At 54.3% G+C, this 21311-nt stretch carries 13 protein-coding genes; 6 read left to right on the top strand and 7 right to left on the bottom strand.

Going from position 1 to position 21311, the window contains the following annotated elements:
- Positions 1-48 precede the first annotated feature (48 nt).
- The 3 genes from R2A130_RS16960 to R2A130_RS16950 all read left to right on the top strand — a co-directional run bounded on the left by R2A130_RS16960 (position 49) and on the right by R2A130_RS16950 (position 5357).
- Positions 49-1770 carry an AMP-binding protein gene (locus R2A130_RS16960; RefSeq protein ID WP_009465431.1) on the top strand — a complete coding sequence of 574 codons (1722 nt, stop codon included), beginning with the start codon at positions 49-51 and terminating at the stop codon, positions 1768-1770.
- Between the two features lie 32 nt (positions 1771-1802).
- The gene (locus tag R2A130_RS16955; protein ID WP_009465430.1) at positions 1803-2684 is read left to right on the top strand and encodes a bile acid:sodium symporter family protein; all 882 of its coding nucleotides are present in this window, start codon (positions 1803-1805) and stop codon (positions 2682-2684) included.
- A 312-nt stretch (positions 2685-2996) separates the two neighbouring features.
- A complete protein-coding gene (locus R2A130_RS16950) occupies positions 2997-5357 on the top strand; it encodes a galactose oxidase-like domain-containing protein (protein ID WP_009465428.1) in 2361 nt (786 codons plus the stop codon).
- 375 nt (positions 5358-5732) lie between these two features.
- On the opposite strand, the gene R2A130_RS16945 is transcribed toward R2A130_RS16950, so the two are convergent.
- The 3 genes from R2A130_RS16945 to R2A130_RS16935 all read right to left on the bottom strand — a co-directional run bounded on the left by R2A130_RS16945 (position 5733) and on the right by R2A130_RS16935 (position 8432).
- Complete coding sequence (locus R2A130_RS16945) at positions 5733-6494, bottom strand: ABC transporter permease (RefSeq protein ID WP_040306505.1); 762 nt, start codon at positions 6492-6494, stop codon at positions 5733-5735.
- A gap of 65 nt (positions 6495-6559) precedes the next feature.
- Complete coding sequence (locus tag R2A130_RS16940; protein WP_009465426.1) at positions 6560-7366, bottom strand: ABC transporter ATP-binding protein; 807 nt, start codon at positions 7364-7366, stop codon at positions 6560-6562.
- A 25-nt stretch (positions 7367-7391) separates the two neighbouring features.
- A complete protein-coding gene (locus R2A130_RS16935) occupies positions 7392-8432 on the bottom strand; it encodes an ABC transporter substrate-binding protein (protein ID WP_009465425.1) in 1041 nt (346 codons plus the stop codon).
- Positions 8433-8749: 317 nt separating this feature from the next.
- On the opposite strand from R2A130_RS16935, the gene R2A130_RS16930 reads away from it, so the two are divergent.
- From R2A130_RS16930 to R2A130_RS16920, 3 genes are read left to right on the top strand one after another with little or no spacing between them, the layout of a single operon-like run.
- Positions 8750-9355 carry a YceI family protein gene (locus R2A130_RS16930; RefSeq protein ID WP_009465424.1) on the top strand — a complete coding sequence of 202 codons (606 nt, stop codon included), beginning with the start codon at positions 8750-8752 and terminating at the stop codon, positions 9353-9355.
- A 21-nt stretch (positions 9356-9376) separates the two neighbouring features.
- A complete protein-coding gene (locus R2A130_RS16925) occupies positions 9377-10030 on the top strand; it encodes an RNA polymerase sigma factor (RefSeq protein ID WP_371179403.1) in 654 nt (217 codons plus the stop codon).
- Complete coding sequence (locus R2A130_RS16920; protein WP_009465422.1) at positions 10027-10782, top strand: hypothetical protein; 756 nt, start codon at positions 10027-10029, stop codon at positions 10780-10782. The genes R2A130_RS16925 and R2A130_RS16920 overlap by 4 nt, the downstream gene beginning before the upstream one ends.
- Here the strand turns inward: R2A130_RS16920 and R2A130_RS16915 are convergent.
- The 4 genes from R2A130_RS16915 to R2A130_RS16900 all read right to left on the bottom strand — a co-directional run.
- Entirely contained in the window at positions 10779-12104 is a 1326-nt protein-coding gene (locus R2A130_RS16915) for an HlyD family type I secretion periplasmic adaptor subunit (RefSeq protein WP_050786211.1), read from the bottom strand. The genes R2A130_RS16920 and R2A130_RS16915 overlap by 4 nt on opposite strands.
- A gap of 1 nt (position 12105) precedes the next feature.
- Positions 12106-14289: an ATP-binding cassette domain-containing protein gene (locus R2A130_RS16910; RefSeq protein ID WP_009465420.1), complete on the bottom strand. Its 2184-nt coding sequence runs from the start codon at positions 14287-14289 to the stop codon at positions 12106-12108.
- 4 nt (positions 14290-14293) lie between these two features.
- Positions 14294-15595, bottom strand: coding sequence for a TolC family protein (locus R2A130_RS16905; RefSeq protein WP_009465419.1), 1302 nt, complete (start codon positions 15593-15595; stop codon positions 14294-14296).
- A 117-nt stretch (positions 15596-15712) separates the two neighbouring features.
- Positions 15713-21311 (bottom strand): type I secretion C-terminal target domain-containing protein (locus R2A130_RS16900; protein WP_009465418.1); only part of this gene is annotated, 5599 nt, incomplete at its 5' end.

The raw sequence follows: 21311 nt of genomic DNA, 5'->3' as shown, positions 1-21311 counted from the left end.
TGTAAAGGTAAGATTTTACGCTACTTTCCGCGTATTCTGGGAGGAACCATGAGCGACAATCTTCGCCCTTGGACGGCATTTTATGGCCCGTCTGTACGTACTGAAATCGAAAAGGCGCAATACCGCACGGTCGGTGATATGATCAGCGCCATCGCGCAGATGTATGACAAGAAACCGGCTTTCACGACCTGTTTGCCGAACGGCATGAACGGCACACTGACGTTCCGTCAGGTCGAAGAAATGTCAGATTCATTGGCTGTGTATTTACGTGAAACGTGCAGCTTGAAAAAGGGCGATCGTGTTGCACTGCAAGTGCCCAACGGTCTTTCGTTCCCTATCGCTGCCTTCGCCATTTTGAAGGCCGGTTGCGTGTTGGTGAACGTCAACCCGCTCTACACCGCCGAAGAAATGGCGCATCAATTCGACGACGCCGAACCACAGGCGCTGATTGTGGTCGATGTGTTTTCTGAAAAACTGGCAGAAGCCCTCAAGGCTCATCCTGTTCCCAACATCATCGTCACGCAGGTAGCGGAATTCTTCCCCGCCATGCCCCGCGGCATCGTACGATTGGTGCAGAAGCATTGGGACAAAACGCTGGCACCGATCACCGTGCCTCACACCCGTTTCCCGGATGCTGTCGATGCGGGTCGCAAGGCAAAGTCCACCGCCAACATTTCGGTTGCTGATTATCGCGCGGAGCTATCGGCCGACGACGTCGCCTGCCTGCAATATACCGGCGGCACCACTGGTGTTTCCAAAGGCGCGATGCTGACCCACAGCAACCTGATGATGAACATGGAACAAGCCATGGAAATGATCAGCGGCGTAGAAAAAGGCAAGGAAGTCGCGCTCACCGCGCTACCACTTTACCACATCTTCGCTTTCACGGTGAACCTACTCGGTTTCTACTATCTTGGTGCGCGCAACATCCTAATACCCAATCCGCGCCCACTTCAAAATCTCAAACGGGCGTTTGAGAATTATCCGATAACTTGGATGAGCGGCGTGAACACACTGTTCAACGGCCTGAGCAACGAGGTGTGGTTCCAAGATTCTCCACCCAAGCATCTCAAATTCGCATCCGCCGGTGGCATGGCGTTGCAAAGCTCCGTGGCGGAACGCTGGGAAAAAATGTCAGGTAAGCCGGTGCTTGAAGGTTATGGTCTAACCGAGTCTTCACCAGTCATCACGTTCAATCCCTTGGGCAAAACACGCGCCGGCTCCATCGGCATTCCAGTGCCGTCTACCGAGCTTCGTTGCCTCAATGAAGAAGGCAAAGAAGTGCCGCAGGGCGAAGCAGGAGAGCTTGCCGCTCGTGGACCTCAGATCATGAAGGGCTATTGGAACAAGCCAGAAGAGACAGCCAAAACCATGCTCGGCGACTGGTTGCTCACGGGAGACATCGGCGTAATGGACGCTAACGGTTATTTCTCCATCGTTGATCGCAAGAAGGATATGGTTCTCGTTTCGGGCTTCAACGTTTACCCCAACGAGATCGAAGATTGCCTCGTCACCCATCCAGGAATTCTTGAAGCTGCCGTCATCGGCGTGCCAGACGGCGCATCAGGAGAGGCAGTGAAAGCCTACGTGGTCCTCAGTGATCAATCTCTAAAGAGCGATGCCATCCGCGCTTACTGCAAGGACCATCTCACAGGATACAAGGTGCCAAAAATGGTCGAATTCCGCGAAGATTTGCCGAAATCCAACGTCGGAAAAATCCTACGCAAGGATCTTCGCAACGAAGAACTCGCCGCGCGCAACGCCGCTTAAGACTCCCCTCTTTTCTACGGTAAATATTCAAAATGGTCGGACAGTTCGAACAGGCAATTCTGGCATTGATGATTTTCGTCATCATGCTGGGCATGGGCGCATCGCTCACACCACGTGATTTCATGCTGGCTTTGAAGCGGCCTTACGGATTGATGATTGGTGTCATCTCGCAATACGGCTTCATGCCGTTCATCGGCTTTCTCTTGGCGATAACACTACCCGTGTCAGACCCGATTAAGATCGGCATCCTGATTATGTCGTGTATGCCGGGCGGCACCACGTCGAACATCTTCACCTATTTTTCGAAGGGCAACTTGGCGCTATCCGTTTTGATGACGGTCACATCAACGGTCTTTGGTGTGCTGCTCATACCCATCGTGCTCGTGGTTTATGCTGGTGCATTAGACGTAGATATTCCACGCGAAAACATCATCGCAACCCTTGTCCTTCTTCTCGTCCCGGTCGCGATCGGCATGGGTTTGCGAAAACTGAACGCCAATATAGGTGCGGTGACAGAATTCATGGGTTCCATGCTCGCCATCTTCTTCATCGTGTTTCTGATCGTCTCCTGGATTCCACGTAACTTTGCGTTTCTCATGGAAACCGGTTGGGCTACCTATGTTGCCTCAATCGCCATCGGCCTCATCGGCATAACGACCGGCTACCTATTTGCCAAAGCTTTGAAGCTCCATCCACGAAATGCACGCACGGTGGGTCTTGAAACAGGCATTCAAAACGGCCCGCTCGCAATTGCGATCATCGCATTCACGTTCACAGGAACCGAGCAACAAGCGATCAACGCCGTGCCCGTTCTCTATTCCCTGTTTATCGTGATCGTATCGACGCTGATCACGCTCTATTTCCGCCGCGCCAATACAGCCAGCGAACAGAAAATGCCGGACGGTCTGCTCTAGCTCAGGTTTATAAAGGCATGTCTTCTCGGAACGACCCTAACCGAGCAACTGTGAATAATGATTGCCTCTGGCAACTCGATGCAAAAATATAAGTCGCGTGATAACGCCCACTAGAATTGGCACATACCTTGCAACTCTCCTTGCAAGGGCCTGATGCAGATATAGCCTGTTTCATTTTGAAACACTTCTGCTGAAGGCGATGAACCAGAAGGGGACGGCACTGCGGCTGTTTCATTCCGGCAATGATGCGGCAGCAGCCTTGTTGGAATTACGAACACCGCACGTATCGCTCCATAACAACGGAGAGAAGCCATGAATGCGGTAACGGGTGACTGGGGCAACGTTTTCGACACAACGATCATCGGGATCCATCAGGTTATGATGGAAGATGGTCGAGTTTTGTATTGGGGAGGCGACGGCAACGGCAACGCTTTCTCCAACACGCAGAAATACGGTGTGTTCGATCCATCGACGGGCGAACATGAAATCCTTGAAGCAGATCACTTCGTGCGCATGTTCTGCGGCGCTGGTGTCGTCATTCCGGGCACCGACAAGGTTCTGATTGCAGGCGGCAATGGTAGCGGTGCAGCCGGTGGTCAGATTTTCGACTTATCGGATATGGAACTCGTCAAAGAGGGCGCCAACGATATGGCGAACGGTCGTTTTTACCCGTCGGTCGTATCGCTCTCCAGCGGTCAGGTCGTCGTAATGGGCGGCAACGGCAATGCAGATCTTCGCGGTACGCCTGAAATCTTCACGCTCGGCGAAGGCTGGCGCACGCTGGACGGTGCCAAGGACAATGACCTCGGTGCCAACTGGTGGTATCCGCGCAGTTGGGTGAACGATGATGGCGAGATTGTTTATTTTGCGATCAGCGCTGGCAATCAGAACGCAAGCTCCGGTAACGGCAGCACGAAAGAAGTCATGGCGCTCGATCCGTCCGGTGACGGCTCCATCCGCCAGATCGGCGAATTGCCTTTCGACATGGACGTCGCATCACCTTCTGCGATGTATGATGTCGGCAAGATCATCATCATGGCCGATGATGGTGACCTGTGGACCATGGACATCAACGCCGATACGCCGACCTTCGAAAAGGTCGCTGATCTAGGCGGTGACCGGAACAATTCCGACATGACCGTGATGGCTGACGGCCGCGTGCTCATCAACGGCGGCACCGAAGAAGGCAACAGTCAGGACCCGAACAAGGCGATTTTGGAATCCGTCATCTTCGATCCATTCACCGGTGAAGTGACCGAAGCCGACGCAGAAGCCGTTATGCGCCTCTACCACTCCTCCAGCATGTTGCTAAACGACGGAACGATCGTGTCCATGGGCGGCGGTGGCCTGAACGGCACTGTCGATTTTATGGATGCACAAGTCTACACGCCGGATTACCTCTACAATGACGACGGCACTTTGGCTGAGCGTCCCGAAGTGCTGGCCGCTCCGGAATCACTGGAGCCGGGTGACAGCTTCACCATCGAGATGGACGACACATCCGACCTCGCTCGCCTGTCTTTCGTGAAAACCGGTGCCGTGACCCACTCCATGAACATGGAATCGGGCCGTATGGACCTTGATTTCCAGATCATTGATGGGACAACCGTCGAAGTATCCCTGCCCGATAACGCCAACGTTGTTGGCGCAGGCAACTGGATGTTGTTCGCTATCGACGATGCAGGAGTGCCGTCGGTTGCGCCGATCATTTCCGTCGAGCCGACGCTGGCGCTCTACCGCGAACCCGGTGCGCTTGATCCGGTCGATGGGACGATCAATGTCGAATATTTCGCCGCAGATGCTGAAAAGCTCGACGACGTCGATTTTGACGGCACTCCGATCTTCACGGAAACCATCACGAAAATCCAAGAGGCCGGATCTGCTGGTGCGTTCTACGATGGCGGCCCCACCGACAAGTTTGCGGCGAAATATAACGGCGAATTCTCCGTCGCTCAGGCGGGGCAGTACACGTTCTACCTGAACTCCGATGATGGTTCCTCATTGTCCATCAATGGCCAACAGATCATCACAAATGACGGCCTTCACGCTGATGTCGAAAAACAGGCTACCATCCAGCTCGACGCAGGCACCCACACACTGGACGCGCGCTACTTCGAGCAGCAAGGCTTCGCAACCATGGAGCTCGATTGGAAAGGGCCAGACTTCGTGCGCGGTACCTTCGAGGTTAATGGCAAGGGTGTTGAAGAACCAGGCAATGTCGTCAACGACATTCCCAACGAGACACAGTATCTAACCGGAACAACCGACAGCGACACATTTGCTATAGACGGAAAGTCGTCCGACTACGGATGGGGAGCAACACAAGACGGCGAAGGCATCGTCGTCTGGGGACCGACAGGTCACGACCTGCTATACGATTTTGAGAAAATTACCTTCGCCGACAAAAGCGTTGAACTCAAAACGGAGACAGGCCCGGATGGCGGTGTCGTCGTACAGGACGACCCAACCCGGACCCAGTATGAGACCGGTACCGACAAGACGGACACATTCGTCATCGATGGCGCCTCTTCTAGCTATGGTTGGGATCGCACATTCGACAACGAAGGTATTGTTGTCTGGAACACTGCCGAGGATACCCACGACATTCTTTACGCCTTCGAAGAGATCCAGTTCACCAATGAAGTGATCGATCTGGAAGCAGACTTCGCATAAAATAACCAAGGGGCGGCCGGAGGTTTTTTTGGTCACCCCTTAATCTCACTTACTTGTGATTCTGAACCACCGAGTTCTTGCACGATCAACGAGGTCGAAACGGCAGTCACGACCGCTGAAGGCTAATAGCTGCGAGGCAGACCTAAAACGTGCTGCCCGATATAGCCCAGAACCATATTCCGCGAGATGGGTGCAAGTTTCAGCGGCAGCCCATCATGCAGCAGCAGCGATCATCTTTGCCATATTGGCTTCCTCAGTGACACGGTGCCCATAATCTATCGCGACGACTAGCTGGCCAGCATACGCAGGCTATACTGAGATATAGATGTGTCTTCAGTCATTTTCTGTTCACCTGAAGTTAGTGCTCGAGTTATCTCAGGCCACGCCGCCCCTGTGCGCCCACCCGGTGGTGCGGCCTTCGATCCAGGCCATGACGGCGTACATCGCGATGCCTTCGATGGCGAGCATAACGAGGCCTGCGAAAACCAACGGTACGTTGAATTGCGATTGGGCTGCCAGCATGAGGTGGCCAAGGCCGCTGTTGGCCGCAATGGTTTCAGCAATAACGGAGCCTACGAAAGCCAGCGTAATCGCGATCTTCAATGAGCCGAAGAAATAAGGCATCGAGCGTGGAATGCCGACTTTCCACATCACATCGAGCTTTGATGCCCCAAGGGCACGCAACACGTCCTCGGATTCCGGCTCTATGGTGGCAAGGCCAGTGGCGACGTTCACGACAATGGGGAAGAAGGCGATCAGGAAAGCTGTGACGACCGCAGGACCGGTACCGATGCCCATCCAGATGACGAGGATTGGCACAACCGCGACCTTGGGAATGGCATTGAAGCCGATCATCAATGGATAGAGCCCTGCATAAACGGCTTTTGACCAACCGATGGCCAGACCCAGTCCAAGGCCGAAAACGATGGCAAGGCCAAAGCCCAGCAATGTCGTGTAGAGCGTTTGCAGCGAATTCGACCAGATGGCTGGCCAATATTGTACGATAGCGCCAAAGATGACGCTTGGTGCTGGTAGGATAAATTTCGCGACGTCGAGCGCCCAAACCGAAAATTCCCAAACCAACAAAAACCCGATGGTCACCAACCATGGCATCAGCGTGAGCATGAGAGGCGACATGCCGGATTGGCGACGCGCGGCAGCGATAGCTGCGTCGTCCGGTTCATCGGAGACGGCTAGTTCGGTCATACGCCCACTTTCACACGCGCTTCAGCGATATGTTCACGCAGTTCCGATACAACATTGGAGAAGCTGCGCTCATACATGATGTCGAGTTGGCGTGGACGTTCAAATTCGACCGTACGATCGACTATAATGCGACCAGGACGGGCCGACATGACGAGCACACGGTCGGCAAGGAAAACGGCTTCGCGCAAATCATGCGTCACGAGAACGATGGTGACGTCGGTGTTGGCGTGAATATCACGGATCACACACCACAGCTCTTCCCGCGTAAAAGCGTCCAGCGCACCAAACGGTTCGTCGAGCATCAACAAGGCAGGCTCGTGGATAAGTGCGCGGCACAGGTTTGCTCTTTGCTGCATGCCGCCAGAAAGCTGCCAAGGGAACTTGTCGCCAAAACCCTCCAGCCCGACAAGTTTGAGCAGGTTTTCAGCCTTTGCCACGTATTCTGCTTTATTGGCGCGCAGTCGCGATCGGTGCGGTTTCACAATTTCCAGCGGTAACAAGACGTTGTCCAGCGTCGTGCGCCAAGGCAGCATTGTGGGATTTTGAAAAGCCATGCCGACAATTGAAATGGGCTTGGTGACCCGGTCTCCGGCAACAGTAATGGTGCCGACTTCGGGAATATGAAGGCCGGTCACGAGCTTCATGAGTGTCGACTTACCGCAGCCGGAGGGTCCAACCACGGCCACGAATTCACCTGCCGCAACAGCCATATTCAGACCCGCTACAGCCTTTGTGCCAGAGCCGCCACCATGACCACCATAGGTCATGTCGACTGCGTCGATTTTTACAAGTTCACCGCACATGTCGATGGGCCTAGAACGACCGCGCCTACTTGAGCATCCGGTCTTCTTTGGCTGGCAAATATTGCGCATCAAAAAGGCGCTCTGCGGTGATGTTACCTTTGAGGCCCATAGATGTAGCAAGCTGCCCAAGAGACGCTTTCATGCGGTCAGCATCAATGTCGCCCATGCCGTTTTCTTGAACGTGGACGGTGTTGATGTTCATGGAATTCGCCATACCCAGACGTTCGACTTCAATATCGGCATCCAGGATCTGGTTGCGTTTCAATACCGCGGCAACACCCTCTGCAGGGTCTGCGATTGCCGCTTTGAAACCTTTGGTCAAAGCCTTGATGAAGCCTTTGACAGCTTCGGGGTTTGCTTCGGCAAAATCGGTGTTGACCATGATCGCGTTGCCATAAAGATCGAGGCCGTTTTCAGACATCATGATTGGCACGATATCGTCTGCGGGCACGCCGTTGGCCTTCAGGTTCAGGACGGATGAGAATGCGAAGCCGAAGATCGCATCGACCTTGCCCTGTGCCAGCATAGGCTCGCGAACGGGGAAGCCGACGGATTCAATCTTGATTGCGGAATCGTCAATTTTGGCAGCATCTTTGAAGGCTGCCCACTGGCCGAATGCAGCATCCGGTGGCGGGGCACCAAGCGTCTTGCCTTCCAGCGATTTTGGATCGGACGTGATGCCCTGCGACTTACGACCTATGACGGCAAATGGTGGCTGATCATAAACGACCATCACAGCTTTCACCTTGGCAGCCACGTCCTCGTCGAGGAATTTGGCCAACGCATTGATATCGCCAAAGCCCAGATCGTAGGTACCGGTGGCAACACGTGGAATCGATTCCCGCGAACCAGCGCCGGAATCGATTGTGACGTCGAGGCCTTCTTCTTTGAAATACCCCTTGTCGAGTGCGAGGAAGAAGCCAGCGGACGGCCCTTCAAATTTCCAGTCCAGCGTGAATTTCACCGCAGTGTCGGCGGCTTGGGCGGGCAGCAATGCCGCCAGAGTGACCGCACCTGCAAGTGCAACTGACCGGAGGGAAAACGAACGACGAGTGAGAACAGACATAGAGCTTCCTTAATTCTGACGTCCAAGCAGGAGTAGACTGGCGATTTATCCAGTTTGCAGCAATTCGACGCGTACTGAGATTTTTGTTTGGCCGAAGATAGAGCAGACAATATTGGCAGGTCATGTGCTTATCGAGCAGCGCGCCGTTGCCGAAAACGCACCGCCTCGTTGCTGGCGAACAAACCCATAAAATCGGAGCGAGTTAGTAAGCAGAACAAATTTCATAATAATTCTTAGAACATCCGAATAAAACGGCACGCTGAAGTGTCATCTCCTTAGGAAGGCATTACGCCAACCTTATCGGGAGGACAGACACAATGACAATTTCACGCATAATCCGCACAACCGCCACTACGGCATGCCTTTTCGCAATGGCAATCACTGCGCCGATACACGCTGGTGGCCACGCCAACTGGACGTCCGTCGACGACAGTTCCCGCATTGCCTTTGGCTCCATCAAAAGCAATGAAACCGGCGAAGTGCATCACTTCAACAAGGTTTCCGGCACTGTGAGCGAAGCAGGTGAACTTCGTATCGACATTGATCTTAGCTCCGTCGAAACCAATATCGACATTCGCAACGAGCGTATGGGTAAACTGGTCTTTCAGGAAGGCAAAGCTACAGCAACTATCACTGGCGAGCTCGACATGGAAGAGATGAAAAACCTCAAGCCAGGTGACACCAGCATCATGGAAGTCACAGGAACCCTGAAATTCCTGGGCGCTGAAAACGATTTTGATGCCGAAATGATCGTAGCCCGATTAACTGAAAATCGGGTGCTGGTCGCCAATGCCGATTTCATCATGGTGTCCACTGAAGATCTGGGCATCAACGAAGGTATCGACACCCTCATGAAACTGGCAAAGCTGCCCGGCATCACGCGGGTGACACCCGTTGCGGTGCGCATGGTATTCGAGAAGTAAGCAAATTGCTTTTGGTCGGCGCTGGCAACCAGCCGGTGTCGACCACGAGCGCACTCACGAAGGTTTCAAGTTACATCGTGCTATTGCGTTCGCCGTTCGTGCAAATTTCTGGCAACACTGCGCGACCTATATTTTTATCGTGAGGCCGACTTCATCATCTGGTCGATTTCGCCCCGAGGCCGAGCTGTCCGCAAAGGCATCTCAAAACTCTACCCAAGGCTGTGGCGCTACTGCGTCGCGCTAACAGGTAGCCGTGAGCATGCAGATGATCTGGCGCAAACGGCATGTTTGAGAGCCATAGAAAAGTCGGCGCTCTACGATCCGGCAATCAAGTTCGCTCCGTGGATGTTCCGGCTAACGCAACGGTTGTGGATCAATGAGGTGAGGAAAAACAAGGTGCGAACAGGAGCCGGGCACATCGCCATTGAAGACGCAGATCTCATCGACCCTAGCCCCAATCCGGAAGCATCAGTAGTTGGACAAGACGTCTGGCGGGAGGTGATGAGTTTGCCGGAGGCGCAGCGCAGCACCGTCTTTCTTGTCTATGTCGAAGGACACAGCTATCGCGAGGCTGCAGACATTATCGAAATTCCGGTTGGCACCGTCATGAGCAGATTGGCGGCAGCTCGAAAACAACTGTCCCACATCTTCTCCAAGCAGGAAGAAATGCAGTGATTGATAATCGACACTATAGCGACGAACAACTGACCGCGTGGCTGGATGGTGAAGCCGAATTCGCCCCCATCGACGATATCACCCAAGCAGCGAAATTGGACGGTGCGTTGGCTGAACGCATCGAAGCGTTACGCGTGGATAGAAGCGCGGTTGCGGTCGTGTTCGATGGCATTTCACCTACCAAAGCTGCGCCATCATTGTTCGTTACAGATGCATCTTCCACAAAGTCATTTTCCCGGTCGTTTGGAGTTGCGACCGCCGCAACTGCGTTGGCCGCTTGCCTCGTGATGGGCGTGCTTGTCGGCCGCTTCACCGCAAACGACAGACCCGCTAACTGGATGGAATATGTGGCGGCCTATCAAGCGCTTTACACCAGCGATACACTTGTTGCGATCGAACGCAGCGATGCAGAATTAAACATCGAACTGGCCCGTGTCAGTAGCGTTATCGGAAAGCCAGTCGCGCTCTCAGATTTAAAACAGGCAGGCGATCTGACATACAGACGGGCGCAAATTTTAGGCTTTGAAGGAAATGCGTTGGCGCAGTTCGCCTTCGTCACAAACAGTGGCGTACCCGTCGCCCTTTGTATTCTTCGCAATGGCGAGAAACCATCAAAGCTGACCGTTGAAAACATGGAAGGTATGGAAGCCGCGTCTTGGTCGAGCGGCGAATTCCAATATCTTCTCATAGGTGGACAAGACGCTGGCCTCGTCCACAAAATGGCAAAAATCTTCCAAGATAGAGCAGTCTAACGCTCGCCAAATGCGCCTGTTGCTGTGCGGTGGATGGGCTTGGTGATGTAATCGAAAACAGTCTTGTCACCGGTCACGATATCTACCGTCGCCACCATGCCAGGAAGGATCGGCAGGCGTTCTTCGCCGCTTTCAAGCCAGTTCACATCACTGCGGACATCGACGGGAAAGTGGGTGTCGCCACGGTCATCAACGATAGAGTCAGCGCCAATACGCACCACCTTACCCTTCAGCGCACCGTAAAGTGCGTAGTCATAAGCCGTCAGTTTCACGACTGCTTCCTGACCGGGGTGAAGGAAGGCAATATCCTTTGGAGACACCTCTACACGGACCAAGAGCTTGTCTTCAATTGGCACAATTTCAACGATGTTCTCAGCAGGCTTGACCACCTGCCCGATGGTGTTGGCATGCAGCACTTTGATGATGCCGTTGACAGGCGAGCGCAGTTCAGCGCGGCTAACGCGGTCAACATCGACGGCGACAGACTGACGAACGGATGCAAGTTTCGCAGACACTTCGTTTAATCGCATGGAAATGCGCGAGCGGAACCGCGCAACCTGTTCTTCCCGACGGGCTTCTGCTTCGGAGATCGCAGCGCGCAGACGGGGAACAGCCAGCTGCATCGCGTCTCGCTGGCCTTCCAGTTCCACCTTGCGGGACTTAGCGGTCAGCACATCGGCACGGCTTGCGGCACGGCTTTTACGCAGCTTCGCCATCATGCCGTATTGCTCGTTAGCCACGACCAGCGCAGCTTTTGTGTTGGACAGGCGACCCTGAGTTTCAGACAGTTCCAAACGCTTCTGTTCTGCCTGCTTGGCAATGGATCTCAGCGTGGCTTTTTGTTCCGACAGCACAGAATGGTACTCGGTTCGATTGCGATCCAATAATTGCTGATGACCAGTATCATCGGCGGACGCAAATTGCGGCTCTCGGTCTTTGAGTAACGCAGTGAGCCATTGAACCGCAGCGTCCATCTCACGGATAGCAGCTTTGTTTTCTGCCAGCACAGCACCAGCCGCGATTGGGTCAATAGAGACCAACAAATCTCCCTTATTCACCCGTTCGCCTTCATCGACATGGATGACTTGAACGATGCCGCCTTCAAGGTTTTGCACCAACTTAATGCGGCCTGATGGGATAACCCTACCCTGCCCCGAAGATACCTCGACCATGGCAGCTTGAGTGGACCATGCAACGCCCGTTGCCAACGTTCCCACCAGCACACAGATCAACGCGATAGACAGGCCGTTACGCGGGCGCAGCAGGTCGGCGCTCACGGGAGATAGTGTTTCGGAGCCGGAGTTCTTCGAACGTAAAAACATATCAAGCAGCCTGCACTTTGACGGACGCCGTCGTTCGCGTTTTAACCACCTGCTGCAATTGCTTCAGCACATCTGCCCGTGGCCCGTCGAGAATGATGGAACCACGTTCCATAACGATCAGCCGTTCGGCAGCATCAATCATTGCCGGGCGATGGGTCACGGTGATGGTTGTTGGACGGTGTGGCAAAGCCTGAAGGCGTGCTGCAAAAGCTGCTTCACTGCGACCATCCATATGGCTTGTGGGTTCGTCTAACAGCAGCAATTCGGGATTGCCCAATACGGCTCGGGCGATGGCCAGTGTCTGCAATTGGCCACCGGAAAGGCCAGCACCACGTTCACCGATTGGCGTATCCAAACCCATTCCGGTTGTGGCAACCCAAACGTCAGCACCAGCAAGTTTCAGCGCTTTGATAATCGCTGCGTCATCAGTTTCACGACCGATAGCGACGGCTTCACGAACAGTGCCTGCAAAAAATGCAGGCGACTGTGGCGAAACACCGATAAGGCCACGCCACGCATCAAGGTCCATATCTGTGCTCGACAGCCCATCGACCAAAACTTGTCCTGCGGTGGGCATTTCCAAACCGCTCAGCAGTCGCATTAGCGTGCTCTTGCCGGAGCCAATACCACCGATCACAGCGATCCTTTCGCCAGACGAAATCGATAGTGAAGCGCCATTCAAAACAGTGGGCGCATCTTCCGAATAGGCGAAGGCCACATCGTTTAATTTCAATCCGCGAACGGGGGCAGTTGGTATCACCAGCTTACGTTCTGTAGGCCGTTCACTTTCCATCGTCGCCAATTGATTCACGACATCACGCGCCATTTTCACCTGCGTCCAGCGCGCCACGAGCGCGGAAACCGCAACGAGTGGTGCAAGGCAACGCGATGCCAAAAGATTAGCAGCAAACAATGCACCGGGAGTAATATCACCCGCTGTCACGGCATAAACACCGATGACCAGAAGCGAGATCGTCACCGCACCTTGAAAGAAAGTGATGAGATGCAGGGATAGGTTCGTCCAAAACCGCACGGCCAGTGAATGGTTCAACTGTGAGGCGACCGCTTTCTCCCAGCGACCGGCGGCCCATCTCTCACCACCTGCAAGCTTGACAGATTCCATGCCTGACAGAATTTCGGTTGCCACCGCATTCTTATGTGCGGTGTCGTTGAACGCTCCTTCTACGATACGCCGCAAGCGAAGCTGGATGAGCAGTGCCGTGATCAAAAACAGTGGAACCGCAATCAACGGCACGACAACCAGCGACCCCGCGACCAGATAGATGACCAAGAGATAGAGCGCGACAAACGGTAAATCACCCAACGTGGCGATGGCTGAAGCATTGAAATATTCACGCACGGTATCGAGTTCGCGCAGGCCATTCACCTGTGCGCCAACACCCATGCGTCGAGCTTTCATCCGCGCACCCAAAATACGTCCAAAGACACCATTCGTGGCCAACACATCAGCACGCGCAGACGACCGGTCAAGAACAGAAGCTCGCAACGACCGCAAAGCAAAGTCGAACAGCAACGCCATTACGACCCCAGCAGCCAGCATCCACAAGGTCTCAAATGCGGCATTTGAAATAACACGGTCAAAGATATTCATCGTCGCAAGCGGGATGGCCAGCGCGAGAATATTGATCGCAAAGGTGGCAAGGATCAGTGGAGGAAGTATGCGCTTGGCAGGCCAAAAAGACGCCTTCAAACGCGAAGCACTGGAAACTCGGTTGCTTTCGCTACGTTTAGGCCCATCCAGCACAGATACTGACCAACCGCGAAGTGTTTTTCCCGTTGCGAGCTGTCCCAATGCGATAGGAGCCAATGAACCATCACGCAGTCGCTGCGTGGCTAGGCCTGCATGAGCCACGCTGGTGATCACATGCCATTCAACCGCACCATTCGCCATGGAAACGACAACGAATGGACAATCACCGTCACGAAGCTTTTCAGCTTCGACGGTACGCCAGCGGCCAGCGACGCCTGCCATCTCAAAAGCAATTTTCAGCAGTGATTCATCAGGATCACTGCCAAGATCGGGCAAGCTCGAACGCAACGACGCTTCGGTTATCGCGTGTCGGTGATCTCCGGTGTAGGCAGCTCCCGCTGATGTAGCGACGGCAGCAATCGGGTCCATGGCGCGCTGCACAGCGTCGTCGCTCTTGGTCGACGCGGGGTTCACGTGTCTAGCTTTCGATATTGAAGGTACGGGCCAAACCACCGGTGGCAGCAAGAAGCTTGTAAAATGCGAAGCGCCCTGCGTTGAACTCGTTGGTCGCCTGAACGCCCGACACGAAAGCTTCGTTTTGTGCATCAAGAATGGAAATCAAAGTGGCGAGGCCGGAATCATACTGGTTGAGACGCAGACGAACCAGACGGCGATTGGCTTTAGACTGTTTGGTCAGATGGCCAACTTTACGCGTGGAGCCTTTCCAGGCGTTCCAAGCCAGGCGCAGTTCGCGTTCGATGCTGACGCGAGCAGAACCAACCTGCTGCTCAGCTTCAACGGCACGGTGCCTAGCTTCACGAATGCGGGCGCGATCGATGCCACCATTGTAGAGGCTCATGGACAGAACAACCATCGCCTTAAGCGAATCTTGCCCTTTCGATTTGTTGGTCAGACGGGTGATATCGTCTTTGTAATTTGCAGACAGTTCCAGCGCGACCTGCGGTAGCAATACAGATTTTGCGGTACCGACCGCAGCGGCAGCAGCTTCAGCATCATAACGAATGGCGATCAGCTTGGGTGAGGCATCGCGGGCCGATGACAAGACACCGTGCAATTTACGCGGCAATTTCGACGTCGGCAGATCGTCTTGGCGAAGCTTGCCCGGTTCACGGCCAACGGCTGTGCGGAAGAGATCAAGCGCGTCGGAAACCTGAATTTCAGCGGTCGCCACCGAATTATCAGCAGCGTAAAGGCGCGCACGCGCTTGCTCCAGATCAGCTTGGTTACCAGCACCGCCACGGACACGGCTACGGACACGCGACACGATGTGAGCGATAGCTTTGCGATTGCGGTGGGCGCGTTGCGCCACGCGACGGGAACGCACGACTTCGAGATATGCCTGTACAGCGTTCAGCGCGACGGTGTTGATTGTATCCTCAACACGGCCATCAGCAGAACCGACACGGGCAGTCTGACGGGCTGTTTCGGAGCGGTATTTGCCGCCGTCGTAAAGTGGCTGACGCAGTTTGACCGACGCTTCGCTGTAGCCTTGGCGGCCAGTTCGGTCGACGATACCACCAGTACGGCCTTCAAGGCGCACACCTGGCAGAGCTAGGCCTCTGGCAGCAACTAGCTCTTCGCCGATTGCAGCGCGGTTGGCCTGAAGCACTTTTACGTCGGGATGATAGGAAACAGCATCACGGGCGGTAGTGGCCAGACTTTCTGCACTGGCCGTACCGGCACCCGCCAAGCCAACAAGAAAGCCTGCTAGAAGAACGGTTGAAATTGGTTGTATTAAACGCCGTGTTTTATGTGCCATGTCGCATTCCGCCCATTTCGACCGAGAGTTGGTCTCAACGAGAGGAATGCGTCATTTATGGTTAATCCCGAGTTAATCGCGGTTAATGAAACATCAAAAACGATGTCCCCTTCAGTTTCAGACCACCAATGATCCAGCAGCTATAAGGCTTGCAAGGTCAGTTCCAGACACACCCGTCAACTCGACAACGTCGTCTAAAGGACCGCCGGTCCCGGTCGGTGAAATCTGAACGGTCGTGTCACCCCCGCTCTCGCTGAGCGAGATGAAGTCCGAGATCACATCGGTTGCCGGATCGAATGCCGAGATCAACTCTGAGAGGTCGAGTACATCTGTACCGAGAGCAAAATCCGTAACCGTGTCCGTAGCACCGCCTGCAGTATCACCAACAGCCCAAGTGAACAGATCAGCACCCGCGCCACCCGTCAGGATATCACTCCCTCCACCGCCAGCGATCAGGTCTGCACCTGCTCCGCCTGTTAGTGTTTCAGACGCAACTGTACCAGTGAAATTCCCACCGGCGTTGGTGACGGTAATAGGTATAGTTGCAGCAACAGCTGCTCCTACCGAAGCACCATCTGTTGCGTTGATCAAGACCCCCAGGTCGAAATCGGTCGTATCCCCGAAAGACGTGACCGCGAGTGAATTACCTTCTGCAGCCGTGCCGCTGAACGTCCACTCGTTGGCACCGGTTTTCACAAGTGAGCCACCAGTCGATGTTGCAACGAAATCCACTGCCCCGGTCAGTACAACTGTGATGAGCTCTGAAGGATTTTCGCCCGCCGCATTACCTGTCTCATCACCCGGTGATAGGTCGAGGTTGAGTGCAATTGGCGCCCCTGCATCACCGCTCTGCGGTAATGCCGTGAAGACCACTCCGTCGGCCACAGGATCAACTGTAACCGTAAAGGCTTCGCGCGTCTCCGATGTTTGACCAGTGCTTTCCAAAGTAAACGCGACCAGTTCGAGTGCGATTGTGCCTGAATAGTTCATTGGCGGCGTGAGTGTCAGCCCGGCCCAGTCCGCAGGATCAATTGTCCATGTTCCGTCACCGTTGTTGGAACCTGCAGACAGGATCGTTCCTTCCGGCACACCGGACAACGTGGTCGATAGAACCTCCGATCCATCAGTGTCCGATAAGGTTGCAGACAAGCCCGTCAGCGTGATTGCCGTGTCCTCATCGCCGGTGGAATCCGCCACCGTAACGATGGCGGCATCCGCAGCAGCAGTAACAGGGATCGTCAGATTTTCCGTCGTCGTGCGCGTGTCACCATTGGCGGGTTCAACACTGGTTGCTTGAACAGTGACACTGATGTCGGTGTCGTCATCAGCGGCTGGCGTAATCTGCAACCCGGCAAGCTCTGCCTGTGTCAGTTCCCAAACACCTCCACCAGTATTCGTACCCGCAGACAAAGAAGCGCCGACAGGAATTGTGATAACCACCGGATCCTGAATTTGCTCAGGCACCAGGCCGTTAGTGTCTTGCAGAGACAAACCGATGTTGAGATCGATTGCAGAATCTTCGCCACCACCAGGGGAAGTCAATGCAATCGCAGGGCCATCAGCAACCGGTGCTACATCAATATTGACCGGAACATTCGACGCCGAAGCCTGCTGTTGTTCATTATTTGTCGCAGTAGCTGTAACGGTGAAGTCTATAGGTCCTGAGTAGTCTGCCGCAGGTGCAATCGTCACATTGCCAGCAGAAATCGTGGCAGCGTCTGTAACCCAAGTGTTGTTGGTTGGGTTGAAGAATGCACCGGTCACCGTAGCGTCTGCCGGGATGCCCGTTAGAACAACCGCAATAGATGGCGTCGATGTGGACGGATCGGCGGGGTCCGGCTGGACATCCACCAAAACCACCTGTGTTCCATCTTCACCGACAGTCATCGGGCTAACGGTCACAATTGGTGGCAATGGCTCAATCGGTGTGCCAGAAACGCCGTTCGCAGTTATATCAATGGTAAATGTGGTTGCGTTGGTCGCCTGATCACCATCATTTTCCGTGGCTACCGTGGTCAGTGTAAGATTTGCCGTTCCAGACTCCCCACTCGGCGTAATCACGTTCAAGTCGGCAATCTCTGCAGGCGTAAGCAACCAAGTGCCATCCTGGTTGTTCAGACCAATCGGATCACCCGCACTATCAACAAATGCCAAGATTGGTGTTCCTGGGTCGCGCAGACCTGAGACGATGTAATAAATCGTTTCAGACTGGGCTTGGCCGTTAGCAACATCGACATCAGAAGTCGTGCCACCGAACTCGATACCCGTAGGGTTAAGAGCGAAGATAGTGTTGTCATCGCCTGTATAGTCATCGGCAAACACGGTTGGCAGATCGGCATCACCAACCAGGTCAACAGCGAACACGTCATTCACCACTGATGTAACGACCGTCCCGCCTGCCGTATCGGAGAACTCAACCGCAAGAGGCACCCCGAAATCACGATTTGAGTCCGGGAATGCTGTGGCATCGAACGACACACCTGAAAGGTTTCCCGGCAGCACCGTAATGGTGCCGTCTAGATTATCCGTGAAAGTGCCATTGATGAAGTTCGCAATGAAATCAGCCGTGTCAGTGACAGTGGCCCCAATACCAGCAGCAGCTACGATATTGGAGAGGTTGAATGTGTATGAAACGATTTGCTCTGAACCATCATCATCAACGAGACCAGCAGGCGCTGCTCCGGAAAGCGGAATGTCATTGTCTTCCAGCACCTGCGCACTAGGATTCCACGACTGCGCATCAACAACCGGATTGACTATTATAGAAAGTGGAACGGTAACCGATGTCTGGTCCCCGTCATTTTCCTGCGTGATGGCACGTATCTGCAAAGCCGGTGCTATTTCGGCGATATAATCGCCTGAGAAATTCGCAGGCGGTTGGATTGTAAGGCTTGCCATGTCGGTAGCCGAGATCTGCCAACCGGAACCGATGAAGGTGCCAACGGACGGAATGATCCCGGCAGGCAGGCCGGTCAAAACGTAGAACAAACTCTCCGAACCATCTGTATCAGACAAGCCACCGGTAATCGCAGCGCCAATTGGTATGGCGTTGTCTTCATCGGAAATGATGGGAGCTACAGTGATATTTGCAGGGTCAGCAACACCGATAACCGCCACATCGATTGTGGCTGTGCCGATTTCTGCATCCCCGTCGCCGGGTAGACCCTGAGGGTTTTCTGTAGCCGTCGCTGCGATTGAAAGCTGAAAGTCATCATTTGAATCAGCTGGAGCCAAGACATGTAATTGAGGCAGTTCAGCACCGGTCAAAATGACAGTGCCATCGCCCTGCAATGCACCCAACGGGTTGCCAGCAGCATCAACGATAGTTGCGCCGGCTGGAATGTCGGAAATAGTGATGTTCGTGATCGATTCTGATCCGTCATCATCACCGGCACGAATATCGACAACAAGACGGATAGGCGTATCTTCAAGACCCGCAGCCCCCTCTGTCGCATTTGTAACGCGCAATTCCGGCGCATCAGCCACCTGCGCGACTGTAATATCGAAGGTGCGCACGACACTTGCCGTTGGAACCGCAACTTGGTTGCCAGTTGCGGACTCAGTCGAGATCACTTCCATAGAGGCCGAAACCACACCGGAAAAATCGTTCGGTGGCGTATATGTTGCGCTGGACAGGGCAGCATTGAGTGTAGCTGTATCGGGCGCCGTAACGATCCAGTCATTGCCAGAGCGCATGTATTCCACCCCACCAGCAGTGCTGCCTCCAACCACAGAACCAGCCGGCAGATCGAACAACCTCACGGACAAAATTTCAGACCCATCGGTGTCAACACTGTCGATGGCCATGAGATTGAGCACGATGGCCATGTCTTCCTGGCCGGAGATATTGTTCGCAGTACCATCCGGCGTGTCAGCAACAGCGCGGACACGAATGTTACGGTTGCTGGTACGTGAATTGGTAGAGCCGTCGGCATCTTCTGTTGTGGCAATGATACGCACCGGAATATCAACATCAGACTGCGCAGGCGGCGTCAGGCTAAACGTATCCAATGTGTCTTGCAGACCAGCTTCCGGCCCTGTGATTGTGTATGTTGTGCCGCTCACAGCAACCGTTGCACCGGACGTTTCAACAAACGTCGCCGTCTGTCCGCCCTGCAATTCAATTGTGATTGAGGTGAGCGATTCAGAGCCATCTGTATCGAACAATGAAACGTTGTAGCTGGCACCAAAGTTGATCGCAGTATCTTCCAACCCGTTAGAGTTGCCTGTGATATTCGGTCGGTCAGCCTGTGCATCGACCACAATTTCGATGGGCGCTGTAGAAACCTGCGAACTGGCAGGGTTTCCTAATTCTGTCGTTGTCGCCTCAAGGATCAGATTGTAGGTACCATGGGTGTTGAACGGCGGTGTGAAACTGATGCCAGCAGCAATCTGCGCGGCAGTGAACTCCCACACGCCACCACCCGCGTTAACACCAACAGGATTTCCGCCAGCGTCAACAAAGGAAGCACCGATGGGTACGCTTTGAATTTCAAAGGTTACGACTTCGGAACCATCCGTATCGATGCTGCTACCAGCGAGCCCAGTAAGTGCGATATTGGTGTCTTCTTCGCCAGCATAGCTGCCACCGGTCGATGACACCACATCAGCAATCGGAATGACGTCAACGACTATCGGCAAAACAGTCTGCGCGGTCAGCACAGCGATCTCTCCGCCCGGTGTTGGATTGGATTCGATGGACTGAGCAGTAACGGTCAACGGAATGTCGTCGCCAAGGTTGGCGCCTGGCAAAATTGTAACGCCAGTGGCCAAGGTCGACACAATATCCGCTGTCAGACCCGTCACGCGCCACACGCCGCCGCCTTCATCCACAGCGACCGCGCTGCCCGTGGTAGCGATGGCGAATGTTGCGCTGGCTGGCACGCCGGAAATCAAAACGAAATCCAATGTCTCGGAACCATCTGTATCGTTGAGGCCCACAGTGATCGGAATATCGATGACGGTATCTTCATCACCTGTAGCAGCAGCTATCTGGGACAGGTTAGGTGCATCGGCGACAGCCGAAATCGTGACCGTGTGGTTGGCGTTGGACGTTGCCGTTGCTCCACCATTTTCAACAGTTGTCGCAGAAACAGCGACGATGAAATTGTCGTCAGTATCGGCTGGCGGCTGCACCGTGAACGAGTCCAGCAACGCATTGGTCTCGGCAGCCGTGCCCGTGAAGGTCCACTGTTCAGGACCTGTCTGCGTTACTGTCCCAGGCAAACCGCCGTTGAAAGACGTAATTGATGCAGCCGGAATTCCATCCAGAACTACAGTCAGTGTTTGCGATCCATCGAGGTCATCGATAGTCAGATCAATGTCGCTGCCCAGCGCGATTACAGTGTCTTCGTTCGCTGAACTTGAACCCGCCACCAAATTAGGTGCGTCCAGGATAGGCGCCACGGTTACAATAATATTAGCTGTGTTTGAGGCTGTGTCGCCTTCGTCTTCGGTTGCGGTTGCTTCGAGCACCATGTTGAAGGTGCCGTCGGCCTGTGGCGGTGGGTTGTATGTCAGGCCAGCGTCGAGCTCGGCCTTGGTGAAGGTCCACACTCCGCCACCAGCATCCGTGCCGGTGGTGAAGGATGCAGCAGGATCAACACCCGTCACGCGATAGGTCAGCGTCTCGGAACCGTCAGTGTCCGTCAGCGCACCGGTAAGGCCCGTAAGCGCGACCGCTGTATCTTCATCCGTGTTGTAGTTGCCGCCTGTG

This window comes from Ahrensia sp. R2A130, from assembly GCF_000179775.1.
Classification (GTDB): Bacteria; Pseudomonadota; Alphaproteobacteria; order Rhizobiales; family Rhizobiaceae; genus Pseudahrensia.
This window is presented reverse-complemented; position numbering and strand designations above follow the sequence as displayed.

What these genes read in the sequence shown, in the direction of transcription:
- R2A130_RS16915 (WP_050786211.1), bottom strand. Translation starts at nt 12,104, where the DNA reads ATGTTTTTACGTTCGAAGAACTCCGGCTCCGAAACACTATCTCCCGTG.
- R2A130_RS16935 (WP_009465425.1), bottom strand. Translation starts at nt 8,432, where the DNA reads ATGTCTGTTCTCACTCGTCGTTCGTTTTCCCTCCGGTCAGTTGCACTT.
- R2A130_RS16950 (WP_009465428.1), top strand. Translation starts at nt 2,997, where the DNA reads ATGAATGCGGTAACGGGTGACTGGGGCAACGTTTTCGACACAACGATC.
- R2A130_RS16940 (WP_009465426.1), bottom strand. Translation starts at nt 7,366, where the DNA reads ATGTGCGGTGAACTTGTAAAAATCGACGCAGTCGACATGACCTATGGT.
- R2A130_RS16930 (WP_009465424.1), top strand. Translation starts at nt 8,750, where the DNA reads ATGACAATTTCACGCATAATCCGCACAACCGCCACTACGGCATGCCTT.
- R2A130_RS16945 (WP_040306505.1), bottom strand. Translation starts at nt 6,494, where the DNA reads ATGTCGCCTCTCATGCTCACGCTGATGCCATGGTTGGTGACCATCGGG.
- R2A130_RS16955 (WP_009465430.1), top strand. Translation starts at nt 1,803, where the DNA reads ATGGTCGGACAGTTCGAACAGGCAATTCTGGCATTGATGATTTTCGTC.
- R2A130_RS16960 (WP_009465431.1), top strand. Translation starts at nt 49, where the DNA reads ATGAGCGACAATCTTCGCCCTTGGACGGCATTTTATGGCCCGTCTGTA.
- R2A130_RS16905 (WP_009465419.1), bottom strand. Translation starts at nt 15,595, where the DNA reads ATGGCACATAAAACACGGCGTTTAATACAACCAATTTCAACCGTTCTT.